This window comes from Natronomonas moolapensis 8.8.11, from assembly GCF_000591055.1.
GTDB classification, from domain to species: domain Archaea; phylum Halobacteriota; class Halobacteria; order Halobacteriales; family Haloarculaceae; genus Natronomonas; species Natronomonas moolapensis.
Genome location: NC_020388.1, coordinates 729,781 through 746,400 on the forward strand (window position 1 = coordinate 729,781; position 16,620 = coordinate 746,400).

At 60.6% G+C, this 16,620-nt stretch carries 26 protein-coding genes and 1 tRNA gene; 18 read left to right on the forward strand and 9 right to left on the reverse strand.

Going from position 1 to position 16,620, the window contains the following annotated elements; all coding sequences use genetic code 11:
* Positions 1–63: 63 nt before the first annotated feature.
* Positions 64–294, reverse strand: coding sequence for a gas vesicle protein GvpA (gene gvpA / locus NMLP_RS03630; protein ID WP_015408777.1), 231 nt, complete (start codon positions 292–294; stop codon positions 64–66).
* A gap of 157 nt (positions 295–451) precedes the next feature.
* Between gvpA and NMLP_RS03635 the strand changes: the two genes are divergently transcribed.
* Entirely contained in the window at positions 452–2,005 is a 1,554-nt protein-coding gene (locus NMLP_RS03635) for a gas vesicle protein GvpD basic region 2 domain-containing protein (protein WP_015408778.1), read from the forward strand.
* A 7-nt stretch (positions 2,006–2,012) separates the two neighbouring features.
* On the opposite strand, the gene NMLP_RS14715 is transcribed toward NMLP_RS03635, so the two are convergent.
* Positions 2,013–3,031, reverse strand: a protein-coding gene (locus tag NMLP_RS14715) for an IS630-like element ISNamo14 family transposase (protein WP_015408582.1) whose coding sequence is annotated in 2 segments (ribosomal slippage) — positions 2,013–2,533 and positions 2,533–3,031 — 1,020 coding nt in all. Because the reading frame shifts where the segments join, the coding sequence is not laid out codon by codon here.
* A 46-nt stretch (positions 3,032–3,077) separates the two neighbouring features.
* On the opposite strand from NMLP_RS14715, the gene NMLP_RS03650 reads away from it, so the two are divergent.
* From NMLP_RS03650 to NMLP_RS03695, 11 genes are all read left to right on the forward strand, one after another.
* On the forward strand, positions 3,078–3,662 hold the full coding sequence (locus tag NMLP_RS03650) for a PadR family transcriptional regulator (RefSeq protein WP_015408779.1): 585 nt from the start codon (positions 3,078–3,080) through the stop codon (positions 3,660–3,662).
* Positions 3,659–4,300 carry a gas vesicle protein GvpF gene (gene gvpF, locus NMLP_RS03655; RefSeq protein ID WP_015408780.1) on the forward strand — a complete coding sequence of 214 codons (642 nt, stop codon included), beginning with the start codon at positions 3,659–3,661 and terminating at the stop codon, positions 4,298–4,300. Before NMLP_RS03650 ends, gvpF begins: the two co-directional genes overlap by 4 nt.
* A gap of 3 nt (positions 4,301–4,303) precedes the next feature.
* Positions 4,304–4,555, forward strand: a complete 252-nt coding sequence (gvpG, locus tag NMLP_RS03660; RefSeq protein WP_015408781.1) for a gas vesicle protein GvpG — start codon at positions 4,304–4,306, stop codon at positions 4,553–4,555.
* Positions 4,555–5,097 (forward strand): gas vesicle protein GvpH, encoded by a 543-nt coding sequence (gene gvpH, locus NMLP_RS03665; RefSeq protein ID WP_015408782.1) that lies wholly within the window; start codon positions 4,555–4,557, stop codon positions 5,095–5,097. Before gvpG ends, gvpH begins: the two co-directional genes overlap by 1 nt.
* Positions 5,090–5,488, forward strand: a complete 399-nt coding sequence (locus NMLP_RS16120) for a protein gvpI (RefSeq protein WP_076982688.1) — start codon at positions 5,090–5,092, stop codon at positions 5,486–5,488. Before gvpH ends, NMLP_RS16120 begins: the two co-directional genes overlap by 8 nt.
* Positions 5,481–5,849 (forward strand): gas vesicle protein GvpJ, encoded by a 369-nt coding sequence (gvpJ, locus tag NMLP_RS15780; protein WP_015408784.1) that lies wholly within the window; start codon positions 5,481–5,483, stop codon positions 5,847–5,849. The genes NMLP_RS16120 and gvpJ overlap by 8 nt, the downstream gene beginning before the upstream one ends.
* Entirely contained in the window at positions 5,846–6,199 is a 354-nt protein-coding gene (locus NMLP_RS03675) for a gas vesicle protein K (RefSeq protein WP_049926100.1), read from the forward strand. The genes gvpJ and NMLP_RS03675 overlap by 4 nt, the downstream gene beginning before the upstream one ends.
* Positions 6,192–7,043, forward strand: coding sequence for a gas vesicle protein GvpL (gene gvpL, locus NMLP_RS03680; RefSeq protein WP_015408786.1), 852 nt, complete (start codon positions 6,192–6,194; stop codon positions 7,041–7,043). Before NMLP_RS03675 ends, gvpL begins: the two co-directional genes overlap by 8 nt.
* 8 nt (positions 7,044–7,051) lie before the next feature.
* Positions 7,052–7,261: a gas vesicle protein GvpM gene (gene gvpM / locus NMLP_RS03685; protein ID WP_015408787.1), complete on the forward strand. Its 210-nt coding sequence runs from the start codon at positions 7,052–7,054 to the stop codon at positions 7,259–7,261.
* 479 nt (positions 7,262–7,740) lie between these two features.
* A complete protein-coding gene (locus NMLP_RS16125) occupies positions 7,741–7,986 on the forward strand; it encodes an AbrB/MazE/SpoVT family DNA-binding domain-containing protein (RefSeq protein WP_015408788.1) in 246 nt (81 codons plus the stop codon).
* Complete coding sequence (locus NMLP_RS03695) at positions 7,983–8,369, forward strand: PIN domain-containing protein (protein WP_015408789.1); 387 nt, start codon at positions 7,983–7,985, stop codon at positions 8,367–8,369. The genes NMLP_RS16125 and NMLP_RS03695 overlap by 4 nt, the downstream gene beginning before the upstream one ends.
* Before the next feature lie 185 nt (positions 8,370–8,554).
* Here the strand turns inward: NMLP_RS03695 and NMLP_RS03700 are convergent, their stop codons facing one another.
* The 5 genes from NMLP_RS03700 to NMLP_RS03720 form a co-directional block, all read right to left on the reverse strand.
* Positions 8,555–8,881, reverse strand: a complete 327-nt coding sequence (locus tag NMLP_RS03700) for a chorismate mutase (protein ID WP_015408790.1) — start codon at positions 8,879–8,881, stop codon at positions 8,555–8,557.
* A complete protein-coding gene (locus NMLP_RS03705; protein ID WP_015408791.1) occupies positions 8,839–9,681 on the reverse strand; it encodes a shikimate kinase in 843 nt (280 codons plus the stop codon). The genes NMLP_RS03700 and NMLP_RS03705 overlap by 43 nt, the downstream gene beginning before the upstream one ends.
* Positions 9,682–9,785: 104 nt before the next feature.
* Positions 9,786–10,229, reverse strand: coding sequence for a VOC family protein (locus NMLP_RS03710; protein ID WP_015408792.1), 444 nt, complete (start codon positions 10,227–10,229; stop codon positions 9,786–9,788).
* A gap of 58 nt (positions 10,230–10,287) precedes the next feature.
* Positions 10,288–10,362: transfer RNA gene (locus tag NMLP_RS03715), tRNA-Glu, on the reverse strand.
* Positions 10,363–10,495: 133 nt separating this feature from the next.
* Positions 10,496–10,903: an archease gene (locus tag NMLP_RS03720; RefSeq protein WP_015408793.1), complete on the reverse strand. Its 408-nt coding sequence runs from the start codon at positions 10,901–10,903 to the stop codon at positions 10,496–10,498.
* Between the two features lie 152 nt (positions 10,904–11,055).
* On the opposite strand from NMLP_RS03720, the gene NMLP_RS15015 reads away from it, so the two are divergent.
* Together NMLP_RS15015 and NMLP_RS03725 are read left to right on the forward strand one after the other, a co-directional pair.
* On the forward strand, positions 11,056–11,154 hold the full coding sequence (locus NMLP_RS15015) for a universal stress protein (protein WP_152024099.1): 99 nt from the start codon (positions 11,056–11,058) through the stop codon (positions 11,152–11,154).
* A 69-nt stretch (positions 11,155–11,223) separates the two neighbouring features.
* A complete protein-coding gene (locus tag NMLP_RS03725; protein ID WP_015408794.1) occupies positions 11,224–12,231 on the forward strand; it encodes a sodium:calcium antiporter in 1,008 nt (335 codons plus the stop codon).
* A gap of 6 nt (positions 12,232–12,237) precedes the next feature.
* Here NMLP_RS03725 and NMLP_RS03730 read toward each other — a convergent pair whose 3' ends face one another.
* Positions 12,238–12,585, reverse strand: coding sequence for an AzlD domain-containing protein (locus NMLP_RS03730; protein WP_015408795.1), 348 nt, complete (start codon positions 12,583–12,585; stop codon positions 12,238–12,240).
* The gene (locus tag NMLP_RS03735) at positions 12,582–13,283 is read right to left on the reverse strand and encodes an AzlC family ABC transporter permease (protein WP_015408796.1); all 702 of its coding nucleotides are present in this window, start codon (positions 13,281–13,283) and stop codon (positions 12,582–12,584) included. Before NMLP_RS03735 ends, NMLP_RS03730 begins: the two co-directional genes overlap by 4 nt.
* Positions 13,284–13,453: 170 nt before the next feature.
* On the opposite strand from NMLP_RS03735, the gene NMLP_RS03740 reads away from it, so the two are divergent.
* From NMLP_RS03740 to NMLP_RS03755, 4 genes are all read left to right on the forward strand, one after another.
* Positions 13,454–13,942: a GNAT family N-acetyltransferase gene (locus NMLP_RS03740; RefSeq protein ID WP_049926103.1), complete on the forward strand. Its 489-nt coding sequence runs from the start codon at positions 13,454–13,456 to the stop codon at positions 13,940–13,942.
* A gap of 56 nt (positions 13,943–13,998) precedes the next feature.
* Positions 13,999–15,180, forward strand: a complete 1,182-nt coding sequence (priS, locus tag NMLP_RS03745) for a DNA primase small subunit PriS (RefSeq protein WP_015408798.1) — start codon at positions 13,999–14,001, stop codon at positions 15,178–15,180.
* A complete protein-coding gene (locus tag NMLP_RS03750; protein ID WP_015408799.1) occupies positions 15,177–16,175 on the forward strand; it encodes a DNA replication complex subunit Gins51 in 999 nt (332 codons plus the stop codon). The genes priS and NMLP_RS03750 overlap by 4 nt, the downstream gene beginning before the upstream one ends.
* Before the next feature lie 207 nt (positions 16,176–16,382).
* The gene (locus NMLP_RS03755) at positions 16,383–16,619 is read left to right on the forward strand and encodes a DUF7127 family protein (RefSeq protein WP_015408800.1); all 237 of its coding nucleotides are present in this window, start codon (positions 16,383–16,385) and stop codon (positions 16,617–16,619) included.
* The last annotated feature ends 1 nt before the right edge of the window (position 16,620 follow it).

The following is a 16,620-nucleotide window of genomic DNA, read 5'->3' on the forward strand; positions in this document are numbered from 1 at the left end:
TTGATAGTGTGGTGCTTCACCGCTGTGCGCCTCCGTTACGCCATACCGGGGCGAAACTACCGATCAGGCTTCCGGTGCGGCTTCTGCACCGGCGGTAAGTTCGGCCTGTTCGATCTTCGCTATTTCCTCAGCGTAGTGGAGGAACGTATCGACCGAGGCGACAACGACTCGCGCCTCAACGGTCAGGATCTCGATCCCGACGAGCGAGATACGAGCAAACGCGTCGACAACGACACCTTTGTCGAGGACACGGTCCAGGACTTCTGCCAAGCTTGACGAATCGGGTTGTGCCATAGTGCATCTAATAATACAGAGAATGTTTTGAAGTATTTTGGGCTCAGTTTTTCAACTGTACTGACCGCCAGGACTAATTTCGCTCATTCTCTGTGTAGGATAACGGTGCTCCTGTACTGGAGTATGTACCGTTCGGGTGTCGACATAACTGTCAAATATGCCTCCATTTGATTCATCGCGTACGGTCGCTACGACAAGAACTGGCAGGTCCTTTCCGCGTGAGATCAGTCGTTTCTTCGGCCTTGATAAAGCACACACGCTCTTGATCAAGGGGGCGCCGGGAACTGGGAAGACGCTATTCACGATTAGCAGCCTTGATTTATTGGAGCGTCAAACAAACGTACTCTACGTGTCGACACGTGTTGACAAAAACACGGTACACGATATGTATTTTGAGCAGCACTCGTCGATCGACAAAACACACATCCTAGATATCTCGCAGGGCGCGTTTGAGGGGCCACTGGATGTTGACGTGCCGTTCGAGCGAATGGACCTCGACTCGCTGCTGGAGTGGCTTACCCGTGTCAGCGAGGCAAGCGCCCAACTCACAGTCGCATTCGATAGCTGGGACCTCATCTACGAATACCTCGCAGCTCGTCACGACGACCCGCCAGATATAACGGCCGTTACCACACGGCTGGTCACACTCGCGAGAGAAGAGGGCATCCGGACGCTGCTCGTTTCCGAAGGTTCCGAGTTGCTGTCACTCGAATATGTAGTCGACGGCGTGGTCAAACTGGAGGTCTCGGAGGACGAACGTGGACGGACACGACGCCAGCTCAAATTGGAAAAGCTGCGCGGCGTGCGCATAGGGAACCGGTTGAAGCCGATTACGCTCGCTGACGGGCAGTTCCAAGCGATTCCGTCAATCAAGCTACCGGACGTCCATCCGGGAGGCAGCGACGCGGCCTGGGAGTCCCGGCCCAATACGAAACGGAAGTTTTCGACTGGAATCGTCGATTTTGATCCTATCCTCTCGAATGGGTACAACCGCGGAAGCGTCGTTCATCTCGATTTGGGGGCCGACCTCTCTCGCGATGCGTGGAGCGTATTGACGCTGCCGACGATCCGGAATTTTCTAGCGAATGAGATGGGAGCCGCTGTCACCCCCCCGCGGGAGGGGAGCCCGGGGCTACTCAAGAACGACCTGAACGCGGTGTTGGACCCGTATCTGTTCAACACCTACTGTTGTATTTTTGGAACGCCTGCCGGCAAGCCGAGTCAACTCGATACAGCGGAACAAACATATGCGGCGGCGAAGAGCGTGGCCGAATCGACGACAGCTGAGTGCGATAGTTCCGACATCGAAAACAGAACCTCGGAATCGAACGATAGCAACCGGGGGCAACAGGTTGAGACTGACGGACTCGATTATACGTCGTATATCAGCTATATTGAACAACTGCGTGAACAGAGCGACGGGCCGATACTACACATCATCAGCATCGACACCGCACGGCAAACATTCGACGGCCAGCTGGGCAAGTTTGCAAATTATGTTTCTCTCCACAATGATCTGGCGATCATCGTTACTAAATCAGTAACAAAGTTCGAAAAGCGAGCTGACAGAGTCGCAGATATGCATTTCCGGCTGGAGCGATCCGGAAGTGCAATCGTACTGTATGGAAAGAGTCCACTGACTCCTCTTCTTGGAGTCGGGGTCGACCGATCAAACTCGGTCTACAGGATCACACTGACGGAGATGGTATAACATATACTCACGGACAGAGATAATTATAGATGTTTGGTGGGTCTATAGACGCAAGCGCATCGAAGACGGCTTCTCTCAGTTCATCAAGTTCTTCGAAAAGTTGGTTACCAAGCCGCTGATTGAGTTTCTGCCAGCACCCTTCCGCGGGGTTCAGCTCCGGTGAACCCCGCGGAAGGTGGCACAGTTCGATCGGTGTGTCTTCAACGTAGTCGTGGACATCGTTCGCCGCGAAATACGGGGCATTGTCCAGGACAACACAGATTTTCTCGCCGAACTCGGTCTGGAGTGCGTCCAGTAACCGCGTCGTGATGTCAGCGGTAAAGTTGTCTTCACACTTCAGAAAGAAGGTGTCACCGCTGGCGGTGACACCGCCCAGCAGTTTGAGACTCTCCCACGCGCCCGACACCGGGAGTGTCGGGCGCGTTTTTTCTGGAAACCACGCGTGGACAAGATCCGTCGTGATCTCTTGGCGTGTCTGGTCGATTGCTATGATTGTGTAGTCGTCGTCCAGATCGTCCGTCTTTTTTTGAAGCCTTTGCGGAACGCATCCTGAGCTCGTTCATCAGCTTTGACGTACTCTGGCCGGGCTGTCTTCCAGGACAGCCCGGCCTCGGACATCAATCGCCGGATATGACGGCGGCAGTACTCAATATCGAACTCATCTTCAAGATACTGCTGGGCTAGCGGAACCGTCCACGCACGCGCATCAAGTCCAACTTCTTTGGGAGAATCGTGGAGAGCTTCGATGAATTGGTCGTGGTCAGCTTCGTCAAGTTCGCGTGATTGGCCGGGGCGAGGATCATCGTAGACGACCGACTCGAACGGCTCTGAGTCGAGCCGTTCGAGTCGGATCAGCCAGTTACGAACCGTGTTTGGATGGACATCATGCCGCTCCGCAATTGTCTGCTGCTCGACACCGTCCTTGTAGGCGATACCGGCAAGAATTCTCTGAACTGGTTTCTTTTCATCAACTTCGGCTAAAATCTCTTGGAGTTCGTCAACAGTGATCTTCTCCAAGTAGTCCATACCGTAAAAACAAGCTCTATACACAAATAAGTTTAGCCGTCAGTATATGACCCAGAATACAAACACTCACACACACGAGCTTCTGAAAGCATTGCTCAACAGTCTGAATACTGAGAACGACCTGTCCGCCAACTCACGAGGCGATGAGGCTTTTGATGTCCGTAACGCTGCTCCAGCCAGAGTGAGCGAGACTGTCGCCTCACCCACGTACACTGAAACTCGACTCTCCGAAGATGCAGTGGGATGCATGAGTGGGTGGCTCGACAACGAGACGCTGCAAAACATTGAGAACAAGCAGATCATTCAACAACTGGATGAGATACTTCTCTTGTTGATCGCCATCCGAGGCAGGTCCTCCGGAAAGGAACTCCGCGAAGACCTCAATCGGTTGTTCGGTGCGGATCTGAGCCCCGGAACAGTGTATCCTCGCCTCAGCGAGCTTGCTAGCGACGGTGTACTCAACAGTACCGAGCTTGCGAAGCGGAAAATATATTCCATTTCGGATGCGGAAACAGTAATACATCTCGTGGAACCTCGTATACATAAACTGCTAACGTATTCGGCGGTGCTGAATTTGCTTATGAGCGAGTGTAAGTCAGATCAAACGCGGTCAGACGCGGGGAACAAATGAGCGATAACCTGTACACATACGGTATAATCGAACAAGAAGATTTGGAGATAGATGTCGACGGAGTCAGGGGTTCTGAGCGCGTCTACACAGTCGATTACAATTCGCTCTCAGCAGTCGTTTCAGGCATCGATACGACCGAGCCTGAGCGCACTGACGATGCCGTGGAGGCACATAACGATGTCCTCCAGCGAGTACTTCAGTACGATGGTGGCCGGGCAGTCGTACCAATGAGCTTTGGAATGGGATTCAAAAACGGCCGCACACTGAAAGGCGTCCTTAGAGGGGCCCAGCGAGCCCTGCGAAGCGCTCTTAACGACATCGATGGGACAGTCGAATTGGGCGTGAAGGTAATTAGCTCGGACGACCACGAAGCGTCGAACGAGACAGCCCGCGCCAGCATAACGGATCGGCTCTCGGAAGTGAGTATCAACGAAACAGAGAACGACCTCTTTAGCGACCGATTGATCGTGAACAAGTCGTATCTTGTTGACCGCGAACGCAGAGACGACTTCGACGCTGCGATCGATGAGATACAGTCGGCCCACGATAACGTCGTGATCCAATACACCGGACCCTGGCCGGCGTACAACTTCGTTGATATCCATATTGGAGCTGACCAGCAACAAGGAGGTCGATAAGATATGTTGATCCTTGACGACGTGCTGGTGAAGCCCTTTTTTTCAGTATTGGATATCCTCCATACGTTGGCGCTCGGCGAAATGTACGATATGGAGTCGATTCAGGACAATATCAAAGAGAACCAGCTGCTATATGAGGTCGGTGAACGATCGAAAGCCGAGTACGAAGAGCGCAAACGCGAGCTTGAGGTGGAGCTGGAGATGGCTAAGTTGATCCAATCACAGATGCAGGACCGGGTGGAGATTAAACACTGATGACCTCCGATCAAAGCGATCGCGATGATGCGTCTGCAGGTCGAACTGAGCGTCCGACTGGCCTGCTCGGCATATTGTTAGCTGCCATCGATGCATTCTCCGAAATCGAAACGAACGAGGGAGGCCATAGACGCGGATCGGGCCATCTTGAGGGGGAAAATACCAGCATCGAGTACGACTACGAGGTCTCGATTGGGCTTGATCCTGCCGCTCGATCAGACCCACCGAATCCCCAGCGTTCAGTCGAGTCAGTTCCTGGTCCCGAAGATGATAGCCAACCGTTCCACGTCGAGACGCGGGATATCGGCGAGGCCAAGCGTGTAATAATCGCGGACCTGCCGGAGACGAGTGAGGATGAGCTTGATATCAGATTCGATGGCGAAAAAGATGTTTTAGAGCTGTGGGCCGGAGGAAGACGCGTCAAGGGCGTTCCACTCGGGATTCAAGACGTAACAGTCACTGATATAACGTTCAATAACCAGATCCTTGCGGTGCAAATAGAGCGGACGGGCGACACCAGCGATAATGATTCCAATGAATAATAGACAACAGCGACAAAAAAAGAAGGCGCGTCAGGCACAGATAAAAGCACAGATCAATCGGGACACAGCTCGAGAGAAACTCCTTGAACAGCGAAAGGCACTTGCAAAACGTCGAAGGAAAAACCGAAAACAGTGCGAACAGCGGCGGAAAGAATCCGAGAATAGAATAGAGAACCAGACGACGCACTCGACCTTGCCGGCCCAGACGACGAACGCTCAAAACGCAGCCCGAAACTCGCATTCGACCGTTCCGGCGACGCCAAAACACTCGACAGTCCCGGCCCGCGAACGACTGTACGGCCTTCGGCTCCATCGTAAGACGAGCAAGCACGACGGCGACCAAGTCTCAGGACACGATCCGGTAGACGGGGGAGTGGCAAGCGATGAGTGACCCCAAACCAACGCGGTCACAGGGTGATCTCGCGGAAATGTTGGAGATGTTGCTGGACAAGGGGGTGGTCGTTAACGCCGATGTCGCAGTCAGCGTCGGTGACACTGAACTACTTGGGATCGAACTACGGGCCGCCATCGCTTCGTTCGAAACCGCCGCGAAGTATGGACTTGAATTCCCGGCTGGAACAGATATGGAGCGCGTTGAGACAGCAGCCGGGGTTTCCTCGGAGGGTTCCGGAGACCTAAGCACAAAGTTTGACACCGAGTCCGCTGTTGGAGATACCTCGAAACAGCCAGAACGAGCGTCGGAGACAGTCACCGATTCTACAGCCGAAACATCCCCTGACGAGAGTGAATAGTCGTGGAACTCACACTTGACGAGGAGAGTGAGGACGTACGAGGTGGACTCACCGCGCTCGTCGTGACCGTGGTTGAGTTACTGGTCGAAGCGCTTGAGCAGGAGGCTGTCCGGCGAATGGAGTCTGGGTCGCTTACTGAGGATGAAATAGAGCGTCTTGGACAGCAGCTACAGGCCCTAGAAGAAGAGCTTGAGCAGATGAAACGCAGAGAGGAGATTGGCGAGGACGTTACTGAATTCAAACAGAACCTTGACCACCTCGTGCGTGACGCTGTCGAACAGCTCTCCGAGCACCAGTCCTCGGGCCCAGCCGATCGGTCAGTTAATATTGGTGATATTCTCAATGACTGAGCACTCGACAGATTCTTCCACTGGCCAGCCTGTGAGTCCCACCGGAGAAAAAAACACTATCGATGGCCGCTATATGTACTGTCTGGTTGATCCAACAGCTTCCGGAGGGGCAGAAATCACGGTGTGCGGCGTTGGAGACGCCCCTGTGTACCTCATCCGAGAGCGTGACGTTAGCGCCGTTGTTCACGACTGCGAACGGACGTACGAGGCCGAAACCCCAGATCTGGGCTTGGTAAAACAGCGGGTGCTTAGGCACCAGCGCGTTGTTGACGCGGCAAGTGAGGCCTTCGGGACACCACTGCCAATGCGGTTCAACACGGTTTTCGATGAAGGAAACACGGGCGTTGCAGGATGGATACAGGACCAATACGATCGGATACGTGGCGGCCTGCGCTCATTCGCGGGTATGCGGGAGTATCGCGTTAGCTTGTTCTGGGAGTCCGAATCGTTCGAGGAAAGGATTAAATTACAGGACGAGACACTGCGGGGCACCCTACAGCGTCAACAGCAGGCGGGATCCGGCAAAGCGTTTCTCATCGAGAAACAATACGACAAGCGGCTCCGCGAGCTGAAGAATGAGCGCCGTGAGGAGCTTACGGCAGCGCTGAAACAGGCCGTTAAACCGACTGCACGCGAACTACAAGAGCAGGAGCCAACCACCCCACTATCGGAGCCCCCCGACTCAGCGGACGGAGGTGTGGTGGCGCGCGTAGCGATCCTCGCAAATAAGACAGATGAGGCGGAACTCGGTGACCGGTTAGACAAGTTCGTAGAACGTGACGGAGCAAGTGTTAGATTCACCGGGCCATGGCCGCCATACACGTTCGTACCTGACTTCGGGTGACGTTGCTTATGAAGCCAACAAAGGACGATACGCACGCCATCGTGGAGCTGCTCGACGTACTGCTTCGTGAGGGGGCTGTAATTCAAGCGGATGTGGTTGTAACTGTGGCTGATATACCCCTTATCGGAATCAGCCTCCGGGCGGCTATCGCTGGTATGACTACGATGACAGAGTATGGCCTGTTTAATGAGTGGGATGCCACGCACAGGGAGCGTTGAACCGCTTTTTCTGCCGGTTCCCACGGGCTGTATGCGCCTCGCCTGCATCCCTCGGCAGGTTCGGTGTCTTGATTGGGGTGTGAGAACACTCCGATGATACCACCCGACTTCTTGACTCAGTACTATATTAATTAGTATGATATATAATGTCTTATAAACGGGGAAGAACTCGATGCACTCACCGATGCGGTGGAGTCCCTCCGGTTTAGACTTCGTTGTCGTCTATGGCCGGCGGCGGGTCGAGAGAACGGAACTCCTCAGAGAATTCTGTACTGGCCGTCCGTATGTTTATATAAATCATGAGCTCACCGGACGATACTGGCGGCTCTGAAACGCCTGAATTCGTCTACCTGCTCTCCCGCTGCTCCACTTTGTTCAGATTGCTAAAATCCACCATACACACTGATGAAAAGGTCTCTGGAAACATCATCAACACTTTGATGGTAAGATTCTTTGTCTGTGGTAACGTATCTCTCTCCATGTCAGCAGAGACTGATGCACAGGGACGGCTGTACATCCCAAAGGAGGTGCGCGAGAAGTACGGCCAGAAGTACCACATCGTTATGTACGAGGACAGAATCGAGCTGATTCCGGTCGCAGACGACCCACTCACCGCAGTCCGCGAAGCGGCAGGCGAGCTTCACGATGCATCCGTCGAGAAAATCCGAGAGGACATTGAGGCGGAGGCGAAAGACGAGGCTGAGGAAGCCGGCGGCCAGAGATGACGGTGTACGTCGAGACGGATTTCTTGCTCGCACTGGCCAAAGATACCGATTGGTTACAGAGTTCCGCAGAGGACGCCCTCGTCGAGTACGATGTCGAAACGTCACCGTTCTCGTACCTCGAACTCCTCCTCGCCCGGGAACGGTACGAGTTCGACTACGTTCCGCTGGTGGCGAACCTACTTGAACTCGTTCCCGTGCGGGACGAAGAAGAGAAACAGGTAGTGCTGAAAGCAGTCAACTACTACGACGAGGGAATGACGCCGTTTGACGCCTTCCACGCAGCTACTGCTGAGACGAGGGGAATGAAAGTACTTTCTTCGGAGAAAGACTACGAAGAAATCGAGGTCGAACGAGTCCCACTGGAACCGACCGACGAGGAATAACTCTGGACTAAGGACAGCGCGGCTGAAAAGAGCGTGATACTCGCAGCATCGTGACCGCGCGTGCGACAGATTTGGTCGAATCTTCCGGCTGCTCATCAATCCCAAAATTCAGATGATGGCATCTAAAATCGACCTTCTGACCGACTAATACGTGGTTAGAAGCTCTGTGCCAGCCGTCCTTTCCCCTATCGACTCTCCCGCTGTTCGACCTTGTTCAGTTCGATCAGCAGACGAAAGATGGCCTTTACCAGGTTCGCGTCGACGTCGAACTGCTCGGCGTTGTCCCCGGCACGCTCCATGACGGCCTCCTCTTGGGACTCGTCTGTCGTCGGCAGTCCCCGCTCGCGTTTGACTGCCGCGATGCTCTCTGCGACGTACGTTCGCTGGGCGATCTGTTCGACGATCTCGCGGTCGATGTTTCTGATCTCCGCGCGGAGTTCGTCGAGGTTCGCCTCGCTCGGATCGCCGCTCATCGTATCGTTGCTCCCGTCCGTTGTGTCGTTGTTAGCCATGTCTCTCCCTTGCGTTGACTCCAGGTCTCCGAAAGCGCTTCGAGCACGTCGCGGTCGCCGACGGCGGTGTAGCTCGGTCCCGTCCCCGACAGCGAGGCGGCAGCCTCGGGCAACGCCTCGACGATCGGGTCGGCCGACCGATCCAGTGCCGCACAGAAGGCAAAGCCGTTGACGCACATGGCTCGACGGAACTCGCCTTCGAGGGCCAGCTCGTGGACGATGTCGGCCATCGGCGCGATGCGTCGACACCTCGAGACGTCGGCGTCAGCCGAAAACCCCCGTTCGTCCGGGGTGTACACGAGGACGTCCCACCCGGGCTCCTCGCGTGCGAGCAGTTCGTCCTCGGTGTTGTCCGTCACCGTGACCCCGCCGAGCATCGAGGCCGAGGCGTCGTCGAACGCGCCGGTGACGGTCACGCCGGCGTCCCGGGCCGCCTCGACGCCGATCCGACAGGCCGCCTCGCGGTCGATGTCGGCCCCCAGCGCGTCCAGGGTTGCAAGCACCGCCGCGTTCGCCGCGGCGCTCGAACTCTTCAGCCCCGACGCCATCGGGATCTCGCTCTCGGTCTGGACGTGGCCGCCCTCGCCGTCGCCGAACCGCTCGACGCAGCACTCGACACAGCGCTCGATGAGTCGGGTGTCGGCGTCCGGTTCGCCGTCGACGTCGCCGCGTACCGTTCCGGAGCCGTCGAGTTCGACGGTCGCCTCGGTGTGGGCGTCGATCGCGAACGCCGACCCATAGCCGTTTGCGAGCGCGTTCAACACTGTTCCGGCTGCCGGGGCGGCTGCACGGCCTACCATCGTCTCCCCTTCCCCGTGGGGGATACAAAGCGATGACGGTCGATGCGGGACTGGGCCGTTCGATCGGGCGTGTCTCATCAGACACGCGCCGGGCCGCGGGCCGGTCACGCTTCGAGGAGTTCGATCAGGTTCCCGTCCGGGTCCCGAACGAACACGAGTCGGGTCCCGCTGTCGGTGGTCTGTGGCTCGCTCAGCGGATCGATCCGATCGGGGAGGCCCTCGAAAAGCGCGTCGACGTCGTCGACCGAAAAGGCGAGATGGGACCCGCCGGGTTGGGGCAGCGTTGTCGGCTCCCGGGGCGGCCCCGCGGGTTCGTACTCGACGAGTTCGATCCGGCTGTCCCCCGAGTTGAGGTGGACGAACCGCCCGGACACGCCGTCACGTCCGACGACCGTCTCGAAGGCATCCCCGGAGACCGAAAACCGCGATTCGACGGTGCACCCGAGCACGCCGGCGTAGAACTCGACCGATCGGTCGAGGTCGGCGACGGTGAGGCCGGTGTGGTGTGCTTCGAGGCCGTTCGGCGGCGACCGCTGGGGATCGGACATACGGGTCTCGGGGGACTCAACCGACAAGTGAGTATTGGTCGACGGGAGCGCCGGAAAATGCTCGCTAGGGGATTTGAACCCCTGTCATCGGCTCGAAAGGCCGATATGATTGGCCGGGCTACACCAAGCGAGCGACGTCACAACGTCGGGTTCGGCGGTGTATAAAACTGTCTGTATCGATCGGATCACGCGGGTGCTTGCGGCGGATTTCGGCGACGACAGCCACGCCGCGGGTCGCTCCGGAGACTGCGGTGTCCACAGGGGCCTCACACGTCGAAGACGACGTACGCTCTCCATCCCGAGTCCGTCCGTTCGAGGGCCATCTCGGAGTACGTCACGGCTTTGATCTCCCTCGCGTCGACGTCCGAGAGCGCGACGCCGCGCGCCGACGCCTCGAGGCTCGGCTGGGCGCCCTCGGATACCGTCACCCGGTGATCCGTCGGGAGGACGCCCCGGACGTCGCGCTGATAGATGAGTTCGTCGAGGTAATCGAACAGGAGCGCCTCGGGCGATTCGGCGGCCACAGACATCCCGAACCGATCGCCCGTCCCGGGAATCGACTCGCAGTGGGCAGCCGACAGCCCGGCCGCAGTGGCCTCGAAGGTTCGATCCAGCGTCTCACCCGTCGCGTCGACGGCGATATCAGCGGTGTGGGCGACGAGTGTGAAGCTCATCGGCCCGCCGGGAGCGCTCTCCGGTTGGCTATAGCGTCCATTGGGTGTTCCGACGCGCCGCCCGGTCGAAAACGTTTTTGACACCGGTGGCGCCCCGGCTCGGGGGCGTCGAGGCGTGCCGTTTTGTTTCAGGGTTCCGTACGTCTCGACGTATGCGATATCTCGTCGCGGTGGACGGATCGGAGGCATCCGAGAGGGCGGTTCGGTACGCCTCGAGACACGCGGCGGCGATGGGGCCGATCGTCAGATGAGAGAGCCACCCGGCGAGTCACGGGTCGATCATACGTACATCTTTGATATGTCCGCATGAAGCCTCGCCAATGGTCGGATTGTTCGGCGCGTTGGCGCTCGTCGCCGTCACGACGCCAGTCATCTGGAAGGGCAGCGAGTACTTCGAGCGATCGGCGGGGCGGCTCAGCCGGTATTACGGGCTCCCGCTGGCCTTCCACGGCGCGATCGTCGTCGCCGTCGGCTCCAGTGTTCCCGAACTCAGCTCCGTCGTCATCAGCACGGTCGTCCACGACGAGTTCTCCCTCGGTGTCGGCGCGATCGTCGGCAGCGCCATCTTCAATTTGCTCGTCATTCCCGCGCTCTCGGCGCTCTTCAGCGACGAGCTGTCGGCGACCCGCAGCCTCGTCCACAAGGACGCGCAGTTCTACATCATCAGCGTGCTCGTCCTGTTCATCGTGTTCGCTCTCGGGGCGACGTACGTTCCGGGCGGGACGAACACCGAGGCAATCGTGACGCCGCCGTTGGCGGTGCTTCCGCTCGCCACCTACGGGGTGTATCTCTTCCTCCACCAGCAAGACGCCAGCGAGTACGTGGGCGCCGACACCCCCGGCGTCGATCGAAACCGCGAACTGCTCACGCTCGCGGCCGCGCTGGTCGTGATCGCCGTCGGCGTCGAGGGGCTCGTCCGCGCCGCCCTCTCGCTCGGCGAGACCTTCGGGACGCCGAGTCTTCTCTGGGGGCTGACAGTCATCGCGGCCGGGACGAGCCTCCCGGACGCGGTCGTCAGCGTCCGCGCCGCTCGAAACGACGACAGCACGACCAGCCTCACGAACGTCCTCGGAAGCAACACGTTCAACCTGCTCGTTGCCATCCCCGTCGGCGTGCTCCTGTCGGGATCGGCGACGATCAACTTCCTGACGGCGATCCCGACGATGGGGTTTCTCGCGTTCGCCACGCTGGTGTTCGTCGTGTTCGCCCGGACCGACCTCGAGTTGACCGATCGCGAGGCGTACGGCTTTCTCGGGCTGTACGCCGTCTTCCTCGTCTGGATGACGCTCGAATCGGCCGGGGTCATCGAGACCGTTCGGGGGATCTGACCGGGATCACCCGAGTAGCGCGGGACCGAACCTGATCGCCCACAGCGTCCCCATCCCGACGACGATAGTGGCGAGGACGTTCTCGGTTCGCCAGGCGACCGCCGCGGCGACCGCGCCCGCGAGAACCCGATCGTCGAGGAGCGTCCCGGCCGCCGTCGGTTCGATCGTGACGATGGAAGGGACGACCAACGCGGCGAGAACGGCTGCGGGGACGTATCGGAGCACGCGCCGAAGCCGCGGTGGAACGGCGTCTATTCGTCCGAAAAGGTAAATGAACGAGAGCCGGATCGCGTACGTGCAGATCCCGATGACCGCGATCGCGGCCCAGACGCCGGCGTGAGACCACGCGGTCATCGCTCACCCCACGCGTCGACAACGACACCCGCGGCGACGCCGCTTGCGGCCGCGATGGGCAGATCGAGGTTGAGCGGGACGCCGGCAGTCGCGACGGCGAGCGCGACAGCGCCGCCGACGAGGCCGGCCGTCGTCGTCCCGGTGTCTTTCATCGCCGGCAACAACAGCGCCAAGAACACGAGCGGTAGGGCGAACTCCAGTCCGAGCGCGTCCGGGACGCCGGCACCGAGGACCGCGCCGACGACCGTCCCGGCCTGCCAGACGACCCACAGCGAAAACGCGATGCCGAGATAATACGGGAGTCGAGCGCGCCCGTCGTTCGTCTCGTACTCCGCCACGGAGGCGGCGTACGCCTGATCCGTCAACACGTAGGCGGCCACCCCGCGCATCCGGAGCGAACACGCCTGGAGATACGGCGCGAGCGAGGCGGAGTACATCACCATGCGGACGTTGATGACGACCGCCGTCCCGACGACGACGAGAAACGGGGCGTTCGACCCGATGAGGTCGATCGCCGCCAACTGCGAGGCGCCCGCGAAGACGACGAGCGACATCCCGACCGCCTCCCCGATCGTCAACCCGGCGCCGATCGCGGTGATCCCGGTGACGAGTGCGAACGGCAGAATGCCGACGAGGATGGGTCCGGCCGCGCGCACGCCCGCTATGAGGTCCGGATGGAACCGCTCGGAGAACGACATACCACGCCCTTCGGCGAGAACGGGAAATCGCTATCGATCGACCGCGGCCGCCGGCCGCCGGCCGCGGTTCGGCCTGGGCGCGTCCACACCCTGACGCCGGTCGACCCCCGGCGACGGGTCCCCGGCCTCGGGCGGTGGAATTATATTCGATCGAACCGTACCTCGTGGCAGTGAGTGTCACTATCGAACTCCGTGCGTTCGACGCCGGTGACGAGGGGTTCGTCGAGGACGCGTGGGCGCTAAAAGAGCGGATCCGGCGCCGCGACGGGGTACTCAAACAGCGCCGCGGGTTCTTCACCGACGCCTACCGGCGCTCGAAGGTGTTCGCCCTCGTCGAACCGGGATACGACGACGAGTCGCTCGTGGGGTTCGCGTCGACGCGCCGGGACGGGTATATCCTCTTTTTGGCCGTCGCCCCCGAGTACCGCGGCGAGGGGTTCGGCCGCCAGCTCGTCGCCGCCGTCGCCGACGAGCACGACTCCGTCACCTGTCACGCACGAGCCACGAACGACGACGCGCTCTCGTTTTATAAGCATCTCGGGTTCGAGATCGAACGCCGCGTCGGGAGCTACTACGAGGACTCGGGCGACGCGTACTACCTCCGCTTGGGCGACGGCGGCCTCGCCTCGAAGCTCTCGCGGTTCGTCCCGGGGGCCTAACGGGCCGTCGCCCCGGAGCCGACAACGCTTTCCACCCTGGCTTCCGAACCGGGAGTATGGACGGCCGCACGCGCGAGTACCTCAAGGGGCGGTTCGGCGATCACTACCGCCGAAGCGACGTCTCGGCACCGCCGGCGGGGAACGAGCGCGAGTGGGGGTATATCACCTGGAGTTCGGGCGGGACGACGATGGTCCGGCATCGCTCGTTGCTCGACATCGCCGGCGGCGGCGACCTTGGCGGGTTCTTGGCCAGCGAGCGCCCCCGACACGTCTATTTTTCGGCGGGGCAATACGACGATCCCGGCGCGGGAACGATGGGGGCAAAGGGGTGGCGGGGCTCGGATCTCGTCTTCGACCTCGACGCCGATCACCTCCCCGGCGTCGACCCGGAGACGACGAGTTACGCCGAAATGCTCGGAGAATGCAAGGGCGCGCTGCGTCGGCTGCTCGAGCTTCTCGAGTCGGACTTCGGCTTCGAGGACCTCGAGGTCGTCTTCTCCGGCGGTCGGGGGTACCACGTCCACGTCCGACGGTCGGACGTGCTGACGCTTGGGCGGCGCGCGCGCCGGGAGATCGTCGAGTACGTACTCGGCGAGGGGATCGAGTTCGACGACGTCGTCGCGACGCGGGCGGTCACCGGCAGTTCGGGGCGACAGTCGCCGGCACAGAAGCGAACGCTCCCCGACGGCGGGTGGGCGGGCCGGACGAGCGATCGACTCGCCGGCTTCCTCGGGGACCTGCTCGCGATGGAGGAGGCCGACGCGATCGCCCGGCTACGGACGTTCGACGGGATCGGCGAGGGAAAGGCGACCGCGGCGCTCAACGCGGCGCGGGACAACCGCGCGGAACTGGAGGCCGGCAACGTCGACGTCCACCCGGCGGTGTACGGCCTGGCGAGGCGCCTCTTCGAGGACGTCGTCGACGCACAGTCGGCCCCGATCGACGAGCCAGTGACGACCGATATCAACCGTCTCATCCGGCTGCCGGGGAGCCTCCATGGCGGGACCGGCCTCGCAGTCCGGCGGGTCGAACGCCCGGAGCTCGAGGGGTTCGACCCACTCGTCGACGCCGTTCCCGAGACGTTCCTCGGCAACGAGATATCGGTGTACGTCCGCGAGCCGACGACAGTAGAGCTTCGGGGCGAAAGCTTTAGGCTCCAGGAGGGTGTGCGTTCCGTCCCGGAGCACGTGGGCGTCTTCGCGATGGCCCGCGGGCACGCGAGCAAGGCAGGAGAATGAACCTCGACGAACTACAGTCCGTACAGGCACGCGAACGCCAATCGAGTGACCTCCAGCACCTGCGATCGTCGTTTTATAAGGAGGTCGGCGAGTTCATCCGCGAACGGAACGAGGAGCGCGCCCGCGCCGTCGAGGACGCTGACGACCCGTTCTCCGAACCCGAGGTCAGACGGCTCACCGACGACATCGAGACCGCCGAGGGGACCGTCGAAGCGATCTACGAGCGCCGCGTCGGGAAGGTCGTAAAGAAAGCTTCCATCGCCGCCGCGGGGATGCCCGTCGAGGACGACGGGTTGACCAGCGAGGAGTCGGCGCTGTTCGAGTCGCTCGTCGACCGCATCGAGGACAACCGCGAGCGAGTGCTGTCGGTGCTCGACGGCGACACCCCGTCGGTGTCGTGTTCGGTAGAGGAAACGACACCCGACGACTCCGACAGCGTCGCGTCCGAGGAGAGCATCGCCGGCCGCTCCGGCCCCGGAGCCGCCTCCCGCGATCCGGGGGCTGCCCCCCACGACGCGGAGGGCGTCAGCGCCGCCGATCTGATGGGAACCGCCCCGCCGACCGACACGGAGACGGCCGCCACGCCCGAGGGCTCTGCGGGAGAGTCCCCATCGACAGCCTCCGAGGCCGGGGGCGACTCCCCCGCCGTCGAGGCGGTTCCATCCGGATCGCCACTGTCGGAGGCGGTTCCGGAACCGATCGGTGGGTCCGAGGGCAGCCCCGAATCGGGCGACGCCGCACGGGCCGGGACCGCGGCGGCTGATGGGTCCCCGTCCGCCGAGTCGGTGGCGAGTGGCTCGGCCGACCCGCCGGGGTCGGACACCGCCGGAGACGTCCCCGGAATGCCCCGCACGACGGTTCGGATCACCGCTGACGTCGGCGAGATCGTCGGCGCTGACGACCGCGACTACGACCTCGGTACCGAGGACGTCGTCACGCTCCCGGAACCGAACGCCGACGTCCTCGTCGAGAAGGACGCAGCGGAACGGCTGTAGCCGGTCGCTCGGCGCTGTCGCTCTCGGCCGCGAGCAGTGTATACCCCCGGGAGCGATCCGACCGGGCAGTCGCCCCGGACGCACGCGCGGGCCGATCGAACCGAGCCCCGATCCGAAGTGCAATTCTACCGAACGCTCTCTGTACGCTCCCGTCCCGCGATTTTCGTAGAAAGGTTTAAATACTAACAATACTAACTCATGGTTAGTATGAGCGAACACATCCGATCGGTCCACAGTGAGGTCGACGGTCTCGTCCGCCGCTACGAATACGACGACAGCGCCGTTTTCGTCGCCGACTTCGGTCCCGTGGACGGGACCGTCGACGTGGTCGACGGGACCGCGATGGTCGTCGTCGACGACGACCAATACGAGTTCGAGGTCGCCGAGGACGTCGACCACGCAATTATGAACAACGGAGTCGTTACCATAGAGACGGAGCAATAGA